A 12,863-nucleotide genomic window follows, 5' to 3' on the forward strand; every position below is an offset into this window, starting at 1 on the left:
CCGCCGCGCCCCCCGCCCCCCCGGGGCGGCGCCGCGGCGGTGGCGGCCCCCCCCCCCCGCGGGGGGGGGGGCCGCCCCCCCCTGAGGGGGGGGCGGCCCCCCACCGGTGTCCGTGCACACAGGTGTCACCAGGCGGCCTGCGCCTTGTCCTCCGAGGGGAACAGGATCCACAGGGCTATGTAGAGCAGGAACTGCGGGCCCGGCAGCAGGCAGGACACCAGGAAGATCACGCGCATCGTGGTCGCGGAGGTGCCGAAGCGCCGTGCCAGCGCGGCACACACTCCGCCGATCATGCGGCCGTTGGTGGGGCGGGCGAGGCGGGACATTGCGGCTCCTTCGTGAGCGTCGGGTTCGGGTCCGGGTGACCCTCTCCAGCTGTCTTCAACGCTACGGAGACGAACGCCGCAAAGCGTCGCTCTACGGTGCGATCCCGACCCTGGGAATCGTCGGGGTCCTACCCTGAGCCGGCTCCTCCTGGCGGACGGTGGTGCGCCGGTGCCGCTCGGTCCTGCGGCGCAGCGAGTGGCGTACCGCCGGCACGATGACGAGGTGCGCGAGGGCGACGCCCGCGGTGTTCAGGAACAGGGAGTCGATGTCGACGACCTGGCCGGGGACGCCGGTCTGGAGCAGCTCTATGCCCAGCGAGATCAGCGCGCCCGCCACACAGGTGCGGATCAGGGAACCGACGGGCGACGCCCACAGTCGGCCGTGCACCATCGGGAGCAGCAGACCGAGCGGGGCCAGGAGCGCGAGCCCCTTGCCGATCCGCAGGGCCGCCTCCCGCCCGCCGAGGGCGAGGTCGGCGCGGATGCCGGCGAACGGATGCAGATTGGCCGGGACGACCCAGGGCACGTCCAGCGGACGCAGCGTGAACCAGGCGACGAACGCGAGGTGTGCGACCAGGAGGGCACCTCCTGCCACACGGACGCGAAGGGCGGCATTGCCGCCTACGAAGCCTTGACGCTGCACGAACCCCTAGACGCCCCGCTCGGCACGATCGGTTCCGGAACGCCCGGGGTACCCGGGTGAGGGCTGCGCCACACGTGGTCCCCGGACCCGCGTCAGCCGCCCGTCACCTCGGTCGACGGCGGCTGGTGGCTGCTCGGCTGGGAACGGACCTCGTCCGTGCAGTCGTAGCGGCGCAGCGGTGCGTTCATGGGGCCGCCGAGGATGACGGAACCGTCGCCCTCCGCCGCGGCCGAGTCGGAGAAGGTGCACACGACCTGGGCGAGGGCGTAGGCGGAGAGCTCGGCGGGCGGGGTGCTCAGCCGGAGCGTGTCCTCGGGGTCCTTGGGGCGCGGCCCGCCGACGGTCATGCCGCCGCGGACGTACGTCTGGTAGCCGGCCTCCCGCTCGGCCGTCGACGGGGTCTCGGCGAGCTGGTCGAGGAGCCCCTGCGCGACCAGCACCCGCCGCTGGGAGTCGGCCGTGCCGTCGGGGACCCGCAGGCTCCGGTCGACGGCCACCAGCGACGACCCGCACAGCAGGAACACCTGCACGGCGAGACCGTGCGAGGACGGCTCCGAGGCGTCCGGCTCGGACAGCGAGCACCGCACCCGGGAGGGCGCGGGACCGAAGTCGGTAGGCACCTCGGTGGGCCGGATCCCGCACCCGGCGACCAGCAGGGCGAGCAGCGGGAGCGCCAGCAGCCGCGGCGCGCTCAGCCCGGCGCGCGGTGCGTCGGCCCGCCGGGTACGTCGTCGCTCCGGGCGCATCACGGCTGTCCCTTCTTCGCCTTGCCGTCGTCCTTCTTGGCCTCCATGAGCTGTTCCGCCAGCTCCGAGGCGTCCCGGGGAAGCCGCAGCGTGAACACGGCGCCCCCGCCGGGGGAGTTCGCCGCGGTGATCTCGCCACCGTGGATGTGGGCGTTCTCCAGGGCGATCGAGAGGCCGAGGCCGCTGCCCTCGGAGCGCGGGCGGGAGGCGCTGGCCTTGTAGAAGCGGTCGAAGACGTGCGGGAGGACGTCCTCGGGGATGCCGGGGCCGTGGTCGCTGACCCGGATGACTATCTCGTCGTCCGCCGTGCGCACCGCCACCCGCACCGGGGAGCCGCCGTGCTTGAGGGCGTTGCCGATCAGGTTGGCCAGGATCACGTCCAGGCGGCGCGGGTCGAGGCGGGCGTGCATGCCGCGCTCGGCGTCCAGCTCCACCGCGTCCAGCCACGCGCGCGCGTCGATGCACGCGGTGATCTGGTCGGCCAGGTCGACGTCGTCCAGGACCAGCCGGGCCGTACCCGCGTCGAAGCGGGTGACCTCCATCAGGTTCTCGACCAGGTCGTTGAGCCTGCGGGTCTCGCTGACCACCAGCCGCACGGCCGGCTCGATCATCGGGTCCATGGAGCCGGACTCGGCCTCCAGCTCCTCCTCCAGGATCTCCGTCACGGCGGTCATCGCGGTGAGCGGCGTCCGCAGCTCATGGCTCATGTCCGCCACGAACCGCCGGGACGCGTCGTCGCGGGCGGACATGTCCTCGACCCGTTTCTCCAGCGCCTCGGCCGCGTAGTTGAACGTGCGTGACAGATCGGCGAGTTCGTCGGTGCCCGACACCCTGAGCCGGGTGTCCAGCTTGCCCTCGCCGAGCCGCCGGGCGGCGACTCCCAGCCGGTGCACCGGCTTCAGTACGGTCGTCGCGGCGGCCTGCGCGAGCAGTGCGGAGCCGATCAGGGCGAGCCCGGTGGCGATACCCAGCGACCAGGCGAGGGAGTTGAGGTCCTTGGCCTCCGGTTCGAGCGAGGTGAGCATGTAACCGGTCGGGCCGCCGCCGATCACCCGCGTGCCGGCGACCAGGTACGGGGTGTCGTGGTCGACGGTCCGCTGCCAGTACAGGTGATAGGCGTACTTGTTGGCGGAGTCGACCTTCTGCTTCTCGTTCACCGCCTCGCGCAGCGACCCGGGCACGTCCTGGAGCGTGAAGCCGTCCAGGGCGCCCGAATTGCCGTACACCGTCCTGCCGCCCGCGTCGGAGGACACGAGCAGCACGCTGAAGCGCTGGCTGCTGCCCGCCATCTGCCCCGCCGCCTGCTGGAGTTCGTCCTGCGTGGGGTTCTCCGGCAGGGCGCCCGCGCGGTTCTGCATCTCCTGCTGGAAGTCCCGCAGCACCGCGTCCTGGGCGCGGGTGAGGACCGCCTCGCGGTTGAGCCAGTAGGCGATCCCGGACGCGGACACGGCCGCGGTCAGCGCCACCAGGCCGAAGACGACGACGAGCCGCAGCCGCAGACTGGTGAAACGCAGCCGTGACCACACACCCTTGCGAACCGCGAACCAGTCGCGGAACCCCCCTTGCGCTTCGGTCACTGAGGCGTGTCCAGCCGGTAGCCCACGCCCCGCACGGTACGGATCAGCGTCGGGGACGACGGCACGTCCTCGACCTTGGCGCGCAGCCGCTGGACACAGGCGTCCACCAGGCGCGAGTCACCGAGGTAGTCGTGCTCCCAGACCAGCCGCAGCAACTGCTGGCGGGACAGCGCCTGTCCGGGCCGCCGGCTCAGCTCAAGGAGCAGCCTGAGCTCGGTCGGGGTGAGTTGGAGGTCCTCGCCGTTCTTCGTCACGGTCATGGCCGCGCGGTCGATGACCAGGGAGCCGAAGCTCGCCGCGTCGGTCGACTCGCGCTCCCCGCGTCGCAGCACGGCCCGGATCCGGGCGTCCAGCACCCGGCCCTGGATCGGCTTGACGACATAGTCGTCGGCGCCGGACTCCAGTCCGACGACGATGTCGATGTCGTCGTTGCGCGCGGTCAGCAGGATGATCGGCAGCTGGTCGGTGCGCCGGATGCGCCGGCACACCTCGAACCCGTCGATGCCGGGCAGCATCACATCCAGCACGATCAGGTCCGGCCGCTGCTCACGCAGCAGCTTCAGGCCGTCCTCGCCGGTGGCAGCGGTGGCAACCCGGTGGCCCTGGCGCGTGAGGCTCAGCTCCAGGGCCGTACGGATGGCGTCGTCGTCCTCGATCAGCAACAGGGAAGGCACGGGCTCATTCTGGCCCATGGAGGGGGTGCGGTTCGACCTGTGGGGCCAGGCAGTCTGTACGGCCTCACCCGCGGGTTCCGTACGGCACCCCTCTGTGGGTCCGTTGTGCAATTCCTGGGACCGGCCCCTGTGACAGGTCTGTGACAGTCGGCGGACACAGCCATGAAGGTGCGTTGGCAGAGTTCTCGGCACAGGCAAGGAACCACCGCCTGAGCAAGCCGAACACCGGAAGTCCACGACGGGGGGCGCGAGATGAGCACACTGCACAGCATCAGCACCAGCGCAGTGATCACGCGGCTGCACGACGTGAACGGGGGCCGGGGTTCCAAGGAGTCCGGGGCCGTGAGCGGACGGGGGTGCGCTCGCGGTACCGGGCGTCAGCACACCGGGTACATGTCGGTGGTTGACACCTCCACGGGGGAAGCGCACGGGGGATCGTCGTACAGGGAGGGCTCGGGGGAGCGTCGCTCGCTGTCGGAGGCGGAGTTCACCGCCTACGTCCAGGAGCGCCGCGCCTCCCTGTACGCCACCGCCTACCACCTGACCGGTGACCGCTTCGAGGCCGAGGACCTGCTGCAGAGCGCGCTGTTCTCGACGTACCGGGCGTGGGACCGGATCAGCGACAAGGCCGCGGTCGGGGGCTACCTCCGCCGCACCATGACGAACCTGCACATCAGCGCGTGGCGCCGCCGCAAGCTGAACGAATACCCGACCGAGGAACTGCCGGAGACGCCCGGCGACACGGACGCGATGCGCGGCACGGAACTGCGCGCGGTCCTGTGGCAGGCGCTCGCCCGGCTCCCCGAACTCCAGCGCACGATGCTGGTCCTTCGTTACTACGAGGGCCGCACCGACCCGGAGATCGCGGAGATCCTCGACATCAGTGTCGGCACGGTGAAGTCCAGCATCTGGCGGTCCCTGCGCCGCCTGCGCGAGGACGAGGTCCTCAGCTTCGGCCGTGACGAGGAGAACGCCTTCGGGGAGCTCGTCGCCTGAGGGTGGGGGGAAAGCACGACACGGGGGAACGGGGGACCAGGGGTACCGGCTGGGGGGCCGGTACCCGTGGGGGGACCAACGGGGTCACGGGGGACCTGCGGGGGAGCACCGAGAAGCGGGACTGGAGGGCCGGGGGGCCCGTCCGGTCCCGCTTTGGTGTGTGCTCAGCCGATCTCCATGAGCCTGGCCCCGGCGGGCGAGTCCCCGACGGCGATGGCCTCGGCGGGGTCCCTGCCCGCTACGGCATACGCGTCGGTGGTGCCCTCGGGAATGGCGACCTCGGGGTCGTCCGGGGTGTCGTCGCACTCCGGGATGCGGGCGGTGCCCAGCCGCTCCCCGACGGTGAAGTCCTTGTCCTGGGCGGGCAGATAGTCGCGGTTCTCGTATCTCACGACCCCCGCGCAGGAGGCCGTGGCCTCGCCGCCGGACGAGCAGCCGGACGCGCTGCCGGCGACCATTGCCACCATCGCCGCCGTCATGACCAGCCGTGCAGTCGTCATGGGGGTTCCTTCCCGAGGTGACCGTCTTCCGGTCCTACGACGGAGAAGGCGCCGAAGTCGTTCGGCCGGCTCGCTCAGGCCGCCGGGGCAGCGGCCGGGTGGTGGCCCGCCGTCGCTGCGGTCAGGCGCGCCAGGGCCTCGTCCTTGTCGCAGGGGTGGGCGCCCAGCGCGGTCTGGCGGGCGACGATCGAGCGTTCCAGGCGCATCAGGCGCCAGCCGCGGCGCAGCAGGAACGGCACGGACTTGCGGCCCTCGCGCAGATCCCGCAGGAACCGGCGGCGGAACGTGCGCACCGGACCCCGGCTCAGGCACAGCGCGTCGGCCAGCACCCCGAGCTCCCGGCAGCGGGTGACGATCTCGGCGGCGAAGATGCCCTCCGCGATGAACAGCGGGGTCCGGCCCATCTCGACCGCCTCCTCGCCGGTGCGGGCGCTCAGCGAGATGTCGTAGACCGGGATCTTCGTGCGGCCCGTGCGGCACAGCTCGACGATCGCGGCCACCGCGGTGTCCGCGTCCCACGATCCGGGGTGGTCCCAGTCGATGTCGGAGCTCCCCGCCACCAGCGGCAGCGTCGGGTCGTCGCCCTCCTTGTAGAAGTCGTCGAGCCTGAGGACCGGGAGACCGGAACGGGCCGAGAGAAGGGACTTGCCGGAGCCGGAGGGGCCGCAGAGCAGCACGACTCGCGTCGGTATGGGTGGTTGGGAACTCACGGGACACCAGTGTGAGGCATTCACCCGCTGTTCATCGACCCCGCGGGTTGGCTTTGAAGCGTGCGTCACACCTCAACTACCCTTCGTGTCGACACGATTACCCAGTGCACGGAAAAAGGTGGCAGAAACGATGGCCCGACACGCGAACCCGACCGTCCAGCGCACGCTCACCGCCCTCGCGGCCGCGGGTGTCGCCCTCGGCGCAGGCGCCGGGGCGGCCGCCGCGGACACCGAGCCGGTGGTCGACGTGCTGCACACCCGGCCCACCTCGCTCGGCAACATCGACCCCCAGTCCGGGCTCCGGTCCCTCACCGGCACGGTCGGCTACGTCACCGGCCCGATCGCCGGCCTCAAGCCGAACCCGCTGGCGGGCACGGGAGTGGACCCGCTGGACAACGGGCTCGGAACCCAGCTGGCGGATTTCCAGCCGCTGACGTCACAGGCCCTGACCGGACCGGTCGCCCAGGCTCAGTCGATCGGCAGCATGCCGGTGGTGGGGCAGGTGGCGGGACTGCTGAGCAACTGAACCGGACACACGGCCGCTTCGGCACAGAGCCGCGCCTTCCCCGGACGGAGGGAGGGCGCGGCTCCGCGGTGTCGCGGTCCGGTGTCAGTACGCGGAGCCGGACGCGCCCAGCGAACCCGTCGGGTGCCACACCGTCTTCGTTTCCAGGAACGCCGTCAGGCGGTCGATGCCCGGCGTTGCCGTCCAGTTGTCCACAGGTTGTGGACGCAGGACCCGCTTCAGGTTGTCCGCCGCGGCGATCTCCAGCTCCTTCGCGAGGACCTCGTCCGCGCCCGCCAGGTCGATCGCGTTGACGTCCTGGTGGGACGCCAGGGGGGTGGCGATCTCCGCCGTACGGCCCGAGAGGATGTTGACCACGCCGCCGGGGACGTCGGAGGTGGCCAGGACCTCGCCCAGGGAGAGGGCGGGAAGAGGGGACCTCTCCGAAGCGATCACCACCGCCGTGTTGCCCGTGGCGATCACCGGGGCGAGCACCGAGACCAGACCCAGGAACGACGACTCCTGCGGGGCCAGGACGGCCACCACACCCGTCGGCTCCGGGGAGGACAGGTTGAAGTACGGGCCGGCCACCGGGTTGCCGCCGCCCACCACCTGGGCGATCTTGTCGGTCCAGCCCGCGTACCAGACCCAGCGGTCGATCGTCGCCTCGACCTGCTCGGCCGCCCTGGACTTGGACAGGCCCTCGGCGTCGGCCACCTCGTGGACGAACTGCGCCCTGCGGCCCTCCAGCATCTCCGCGACGCGGTAGAGGACCTGGCCGCGGTTGTAGGCGGTGGCCCCCGACCAGGCGCCGAACGCCTTGCGCGCGGCCACGACCGCGTCACGGGCGTCCTTGCGGCTCGACTGCGGCGCGTTCGCCAGCCACTTGCCCTTGGAGTCGGTCACTTCGTACACCCGGCCGCTTTCGGAGCGGGGGAACTTGCCCCCGACGTACAGCTTGTAGGTCTTGAGGACGGACAGACGGTCAGACATCGAGGTACGCCTCCAGGCCGTGGCGGCCGCCCTCGCGGCCGAAGCCCGACTCCTTGTAACCGCCGAACGGCGACGTCGGGTCGAACTTGTTGAACGTGTTGGACCAGACGACCCCGGCCCGGAGTTTGTTCGCCACCGCCAGGATCCGCGAACCCTTCTCCGTCCAGATGCCCGCCGAGAGGCCGTACTGGGTGTTGTTGGCCTTGGCGACGGCCTCGTCCGGGGTGCGGAAGGTGAGGACCGACAGGACCGGGCCGAAGATCTCGTCGCGGGCGATGGTGTGCGCCTGGGTGACGTTCGTGAAGAGCGTCGGGGCGAACCAGTAGCCGGAGGAGGGCAGTTCGCACTCCGGGGACCAGGGCTCGGCGCCCTCGGCCGTGCCCTGCTCGACGAGCGAGGTGATCCGCGAGAGCTGTTCGGCGGAGTTGATCGCGCCGATGTCGGTGTTCTTGTCGAGCGGGTCGCCGAGGCGCAGGGTGGACAGGCGGCGCTTGAGCGAGTCCAGCAGCTCGTCCTGGATCGACTCCTGGACCAGGAGCCGGGAGCCCGCGCAGCAGACCTGACCCTGGTTGAAGAAGATGCCGGTGACGATCCCCTCGACGGCCTGGTCGATCGGGGCGTCGTCGAAGACGATGTTGGCGCCCTTGCCGCCCAGTTCGAGGGTGAGCTTCTTGCGGGTGCCGGCGACCGTACGGGCGATCTCCTTGCCGACGGCCGTGGAGCCGGTGAAGGCCACCTTGTTGACGTCCGGGTGCGTGACGAGCGCGGCTCCCGTGTCGCCGTAACCGGGAAGGATGTTGACGACACCCCTGGGCAGGCCCGCCTGGCGGCAGATGTCCGCGAAGAACAGGGCGGACAGCGGGGTCGTCTCGGCGGGCTTGAGGACGACCGTGTTGCCGGTCGCCAGCGCCGGGGCGATCTTCCACGCCAGCATCAGGAGCGGGAAGTTCCAGGGGATGACCTGGCCGGCGACGCCGAGGGGCCGCGGGTTCGCACCGAACCCGGCGTGCTCCAGCTTGTCGGCCCAGCCGGCGTAGTAGAAGAAGTGCGCGGCGACCAGGGGGAGGTCGGCGTCGCGGGTCTCCTTGATGGGCTTGCCGTTGTCCAGGGTCTCCAGGACCGCGAGCTCGCGGCTGCGCTCCTGGATGATCCGGGCGATGCGGAACAGGTACTTGGCGCGCTCGGAGCCGGGCAGCGCGGACCACTTCTCGAAGGCCTTGCGGGCGGCCAGCACCGCCCGGTCGACGTCCGCCTCGCCCGCCTGGGCGATCTCGGACAGGACCTCCTCGGTGGACGGCGAGACGGTCTTGAAGACCTTGCCGTCGGCCGCCTCCACGAACTCGCCGTCGATGAACAGGCCGTAGGAGGGGGCGATGTCGACGACCGAGCGGGACTCGGGTGCCGGGGCGTACTCGAACGCGGATGTGGATACGGATGCGGATGCAGGTGCAGGTGCAGGTGCAGGTGCCATGGTGATCAGTCCACCGTCACGTAGTCGGGGCCGGAGTAGCGGCCGGTGGCCAGCTTCTGACGCTGCATCAGCAGGTCGTTCAGGAGCGAGGAGGCGCCGAAGCGGAACCAGTGGTTGTCCAGCCAGTCCTCGCCCGCCGTCTCGTTGACCAGTACGAGAAACTTGATGGCGTCCTTGGAGGTACGGATGCCGCCGGCCGGCTTCACGCCCACCTGGACGCCGGTCTGGGCGCGGAAGTCGCGCACCGCCTCCAGCATGAGGAGGGTGTTCGCGGGGGTGGCGTTGACCGCGACCTTGCCGGTGGACGTCTTGATGAAGTCCACGCCGGCCAGCATGCCGAGCCAGCTCGCGCGGCGGATGTTGTCGTACGTCGACAGCTCGCCGGTCTCGAAGATGACCTTGAGCCGGGCGTCCGTGCCGCAGACCTCGCGCACGGCGACGATCTCGTCGTAGACCTTCAGATACCTGCCCGAGAGGAACGCGCCGCGGTCGATGACCATGTCGACCTCGTCGGCGCCGGCGGCCACGGCGTCGCGCACGTCTGCCAGCTTCACGTCGAGGGCGGCACGCCCGGCCGGGAACGCGGTGGCGACCGAGGCGACCTTCACGCCGGTACCGGCGACGGCCTCCTTGGCGAAGGCCACCATGTCGGGATAGACGCAGACCGCGGCCGCGGCGGGGGTCGTCCGGTCGGTCGGGTCGGGGCGGACCGCCTTGGCGCCGAGCGCCCGGACCTTGCCCGGGGTGTCCGCGCCTTCCAGCGTCGTCAGGTCGACCATCGAGATGGCGAGGTCGATGGCGTACGCCTTCGCGGTCGTCTTGATGGAACGCGTACCGAGGGAGGCGGCACGCGCCTCCAGGCCGACCGCGTCCACGCCGGGCAGCCCGTGAAGGAACCGGCGCAGACTGCTGTCGGACGCGGTCACGTCCGTGAGCGGGTGTGCGGCTGATGCAGTGGTGGGCATGGTCACCAGACGAGCATATCTACGCGCGTAGCGGCTGTACACCCCGTGGAACGGGTTCCGAGGGCCCCGCACACGGGCACGCAGCCGCACGGCGCTTAGGATCGGCCCCATGACGACCGCACCCCCCGAGTCCAGGGACCGCATCTACCGCTCGCCCCTGGCGCTGATCGGCGGCTTCCTCCTGCTCGTCATCATCGGCTGGCTCGGCATCGACGCCGTCGTCTCCGGCACCGGCCGCACGCCGTGGCTCGCCCTCGCCGCGCTGATCCTCGTCGTACCGCTGGTGATCGCGTTCACCCTGCGCCCGGCCGTCTTCGCGAACGACGACCGGCTGCGCATCCGCAACCCCTTCCGCGTGATCGTCGTGCCGTGGGGCGAGGTCGAGCTGTTCCGCTCCGGTTACTCGAACGAGGCGTTCGTCAAGTCCGGCGGCAAGTACCAGCTGTGGGCGATCCCCGTCTCCCTGCGCGGCCGCAAGAAGGCGGCCCGGCAGTCGGCCCGGCAGGCCGCGGGCGGCCGCCCCGGCAGGGGCCCGGGCCTGTTCGGCGGCGGAAGGCAGGTGGGTGGCTTCGGTGGCCCTGCGCCCGTCCCGGAGGGGCCCACCCGGGCCGAGACCGACAAGATCATGGACGAGCTGCGTGAGCTGCTGGAGACCCGGGGGCAGGCGAAGACCTCCCAGGGCGAGGTTTCCGTGCGGTGGGCGTACGAGATCGTGGGGCCCGCGGTGGCCGGGGCGGTGCTGCTGGCGATTCTGGTGGCGGTGGGGTGACGTCTCCGTCTCCTGCGGTGACGTGTTCTGCGGTGACGTCTCCTGCGGTGACGTGTTCTGCGGTGACGTCTTCTGCGGTGGCGCGTCAGAGGGCGGCGGGAGGGGTTGTCGGGCGGCTGCGGGGCCGTTGTGGCTGGTCGCGCCGTTCCCCGCGCCCCTGAGGGACGCGGGGTCCGCCTCCCGGTTCCGGCGGCGGGGGGCGAGGACGGCGTCAGATGCCGGCTGCTGCCGACAGGTCTCGCTTGATGGTGGTCAGGAGGTCCGTCGCCCTGGCGCGGGCCGCCGGGAGGTCGGCGTGGGTGGGGACCGGGACGACCACTTCCAGGTAGCACTTCAGCTTCGGCTCGGTGCCGCTCGGGCGGACGACGACCCGGGCGCCGGTGAGGGTGTAGCGCAGGCCGTCGGTGGGCGGGAGCCTGTCCGTGCCCTGGGTGAGGTCCTCCGCCTTGGTGATGGCCAGGCCTCCGAGCTCGGTCGGCGGGTGCTCGCGGAGCTGCTCCATCGCCCGGGCGATGACCGACAGGTCCTCCACGCGGACCGAGAGCTGGTCCGTGGCGTGCAGGCCGTGTGTCACAGCGAGGTCGTCGAGGAGGTCCAGGAGCGTGCGGTTCTGTTCCTTCAGCTCGGAGGCGAGCTCCGTGACGAGGAGGGCGGCGGTGATGCCGTCCTTGTCCCGTACGCCCTCGGGGTCCACGCAGTAGCCGAGGGCCTCCTCGTAGCCGTAGCGAAGGCCCTCCACGCGGGCGATCCACTTGAAGCCGGTGAGGGTCTCCTCGTAAGGCAGGCCCGCCTTCTCGGCGATCCTGCCGAGGAGGGAGGAGGAGACGATCGACTCGGCGAAGGTGCCCCGCGCTCCGCGGGCGACCAGGTGGGCGGCGAGGAGGGCGCCCACCTCGTCGCCCCTCAGCATGCGCCAGGCGCCGTTCTCCTCGACCGCCACGGCGCAGCGGTCCGCGTCGGGGTCGTTCGCGATGATCAGGTCCGGGTTCGTCTCCCTGGCCTTCGCGAAGGCCAGGTCCATCGCGCCGGGCTCTTCCGGGTTGGGGAAGGCGACGGTCGGGAAGTCGGGGTCGGGTTCGGCCTGTTCCACGACGAGTTCCGGGGCGGGGAAGCCGGCGCGGGCGAACGCGGCGAGAAGGGTGTCCTTGCCGACGCCGTGCATCGCGGTGTAGACGGTGCGGGCGGTGCGGGGGGAGTTCTCGGCGAGTACGGCGTCCGTACGGGCGAGGTAGGCGTCCAGGACGCTGTCGTCGAGGGTCTCCCAGCCGGTGTCGGGGCGCGGGACGTCGTTCAGGGAGGCGATCGCGTCGATCTCCGCGGCGATCTCCGCGTCGGCGGGCGGGACGATCTGGGAGCCGTCGCCGAGGTAGACCTTGTAGCCGTTGTCGCGGGGCGGGTTGTGGCTGGCGGTGACCTCCACGCCGGCCACGGCGCCGAGGTGCCTTATCGCGAACGCGAGGACGGGGGTGGGGAGGGGGCGGGGGAGGACCGCTGCCTTGAGGCCCGCGCCGGTCATCACGGCGGCGGTGTCCCGCGCGAAGTCCTCCGACTTGTGGCGGGCGTCGTAGCCGATGACGACGAGGCCGTCGGTGCGGTCGGTGCGGTCGGTGCGGTCGGTGCTGTGTGTGTTGCTGTGCTTCTTGAGGTACGCGGCGAGGCCGGCGGCGGCTCGGATGACGACCGCGCGGTTCATGCGCATGGGGCCTGCGCCGAGCTCGCCGCGGAGGCCGGCGGTGCCGAACTGGAGGGTGCCGCTGAAACGGGCGGTGAGTTCGGTGACGTCTCCGGCCTCGATGAGCTTGGCGAGCTCGTCGCGGGTGTCCGGGTCGGGGTCCTCGGCGAGCCAGGTGCGGGCCCGGGCGATGAGATCGTCGTGCACGGTTGCGTCAGCCTCTCGTTGGTGGTCGTGTGCGGGTTCGGTGGGGACGGGCGTTTTTGCGCAGTTCCCCGCGCCCCTGGGTGCCTGCGGCGGCCCGCTGCGGTCCGGT

General features: G+C 71.4%; 14 protein-coding genes. 3 read left to right on the top strand and 11 right to left on the bottom strand.

Annotated features, from left to right (window positions below; genetic code table 11):
• Window positions 1–125: 125 nt before the first annotated feature.
• The 5 genes from ACFVYN_RS39610 to afsQ1 all read right to left on the bottom strand — a co-directional run bounded on the left by ACFVYN_RS39610 (window position 126) and on the right by afsQ1 (window position 3,966).
• Window positions 126–326: a PspC domain-containing protein gene (locus ACFVYN_RS39610; protein ID WP_328780767.1), complete on the bottom strand. Its 201-nt coding sequence runs from the start codon at window positions 324–326 to the stop codon at window positions 126–128.
• 91 nt (window positions 327–417) lie between these two features.
• The gene (locus ACFVYN_RS39615; RefSeq protein WP_390007409.1) at window positions 418–969 is read right to left on the bottom strand and encodes a VanZ family protein; all 552 of its coding nucleotides are present in this window, start codon (window positions 967–969) and stop codon (window positions 418–420) included.
• 92 nt (window positions 970–1,061) lie between these two features.
• Window positions 1,062–1,715 (bottom strand): hypothetical protein, encoded by a 654-nt coding sequence (locus ACFVYN_RS39620; RefSeq protein ID WP_390007411.1) that lies wholly within the window; start codon window positions 1,713–1,715, stop codon window positions 1,062–1,064.
• Window positions 1,715–3,292: an ATP-binding protein gene (locus ACFVYN_RS39625; RefSeq protein WP_390007413.1), complete on the bottom strand. Its 1,578-nt coding sequence runs from the start codon at window positions 3,290–3,292 to the stop codon at window positions 1,715–1,717. Before ACFVYN_RS39625 ends, ACFVYN_RS39620 begins: the two co-directional genes overlap by 1 nt.
• Window positions 3,289–3,966, bottom strand: a complete 678-nt coding sequence (gene afsQ1, locus ACFVYN_RS39630; protein WP_037718821.1) for a two-component system response regulator AfsQ1 — start codon at window positions 3,964–3,966, stop codon at window positions 3,289–3,291. The genes ACFVYN_RS39625 and afsQ1 overlap by 4 nt, the downstream gene beginning before the upstream one ends.
• A 252-nt stretch (window positions 3,967–4,218) precedes the next feature.
• Between afsQ1 and ACFVYN_RS39635 the strand changes: the two genes are divergently transcribed.
• Window positions 4,219–4,962, top strand: a complete 744-nt coding sequence (locus ACFVYN_RS39635; RefSeq protein WP_390007415.1) for a SigE family RNA polymerase sigma factor — start codon at window positions 4,219–4,221, stop codon at window positions 4,960–4,962.
• 164 nt (window positions 4,963–5,126) lie between these two features.
• Here ACFVYN_RS39635 and ACFVYN_RS39640 read toward each other — a convergent pair whose 3' ends face one another.
• Both ACFVYN_RS39640 and ACFVYN_RS39645 read right to left on the bottom strand, forming a co-directional pair.
• Window positions 5,127–5,462, bottom strand: coding sequence for a DUF6281 family protein (locus tag ACFVYN_RS39640; RefSeq protein ID WP_390007417.1), 336 nt, complete (start codon window positions 5,460–5,462; stop codon window positions 5,127–5,129).
• 74 nt (window positions 5,463–5,536) lie between these two features.
• The gene (locus ACFVYN_RS39645; protein WP_390007419.1) at window positions 5,537–6,241 is read right to left on the bottom strand and encodes a uridine kinase; all 705 of its coding nucleotides are present in this window, start codon (window positions 6,239–6,241) and stop codon (window positions 5,537–5,539) included.
• A gap of 61 nt (window positions 6,242–6,302) precedes the next feature.
• On the opposite strand from ACFVYN_RS39645, the gene ACFVYN_RS39650 reads away from it, so the two are divergent.
• A complete protein-coding gene (locus ACFVYN_RS39650; RefSeq protein ID WP_390007422.1) occupies window positions 6,303–6,698 on the top strand; it encodes a hypothetical protein in 396 nt (131 codons plus the stop codon).
• Window positions 6,699–6,782: 84 nt separating this feature from the next.
• On the opposite strand, the gene ACFVYN_RS39655 is transcribed toward ACFVYN_RS39650, so the two are convergent.
• Genes ACFVYN_RS39655 through deoC form a run of 3 tightly spaced genes read right to left on the bottom strand, consistent with a single transcriptional unit; the run spans window position 6,783 to window position 10,106 of the window.
• Window positions 6,783–7,670, bottom strand: a complete 888-nt coding sequence (locus tag ACFVYN_RS39655) for an aldehyde dehydrogenase family protein (RefSeq protein ID WP_390007425.1) — start codon at window positions 7,668–7,670, stop codon at window positions 6,783–6,785.
• Entirely contained in the window at window positions 7,663–9,141 is a 1,479-nt protein-coding gene (locus ACFVYN_RS39660; protein WP_390007427.1) for an aldehyde dehydrogenase family protein, read from the bottom strand. The genes ACFVYN_RS39655 and ACFVYN_RS39660 overlap by 8 nt, the downstream gene beginning before the upstream one ends.
• 5 nt (window positions 9,142–9,146) lie before the next feature.
• Window positions 9,147–10,106 carry a deoxyribose-phosphate aldolase gene (deoC, locus tag ACFVYN_RS39665; RefSeq protein ID WP_390007435.1) on the bottom strand — a complete coding sequence of 320 codons (960 nt, stop codon included), beginning with the start codon at window positions 10,104–10,106 and terminating at the stop codon, window positions 9,147–9,149.
• 109 nt (window positions 10,107–10,215) lie between these two features.
• Here deoC and ACFVYN_RS39670 point away from each other — a divergent pair, with 109 nt between their 5' ends.
• Entirely contained in the window at window positions 10,216–10,875 is a 660-nt protein-coding gene (locus ACFVYN_RS39670; protein WP_390007430.1) for a PH domain-containing protein, read from the top strand.
• Between the two features lie 211 nt (window positions 10,876–11,086).
• Here the strand turns inward: ACFVYN_RS39670 and ACFVYN_RS39675 are convergent, their stop codons facing one another.
• Window positions 11,087–12,754 carry a phospho-sugar mutase gene (locus ACFVYN_RS39675; protein WP_390007433.1) on the bottom strand — a complete coding sequence of 556 codons (1,668 nt, stop codon included), beginning with the start codon at window positions 12,752–12,754 and terminating at the stop codon, window positions 11,087–11,089.
• Window positions 12,755–12,863: the final 109 nt, after the last annotated feature.

Origin of the sequence: Streptomyces sp. NPDC058307, from assembly GCF_042880295.1 — a bacterium.
Classification (GTDB): domain Bacteria; phylum Actinomycetota; class Actinomycetes; order Streptomycetales; family Streptomycetaceae; genus Streptomyces.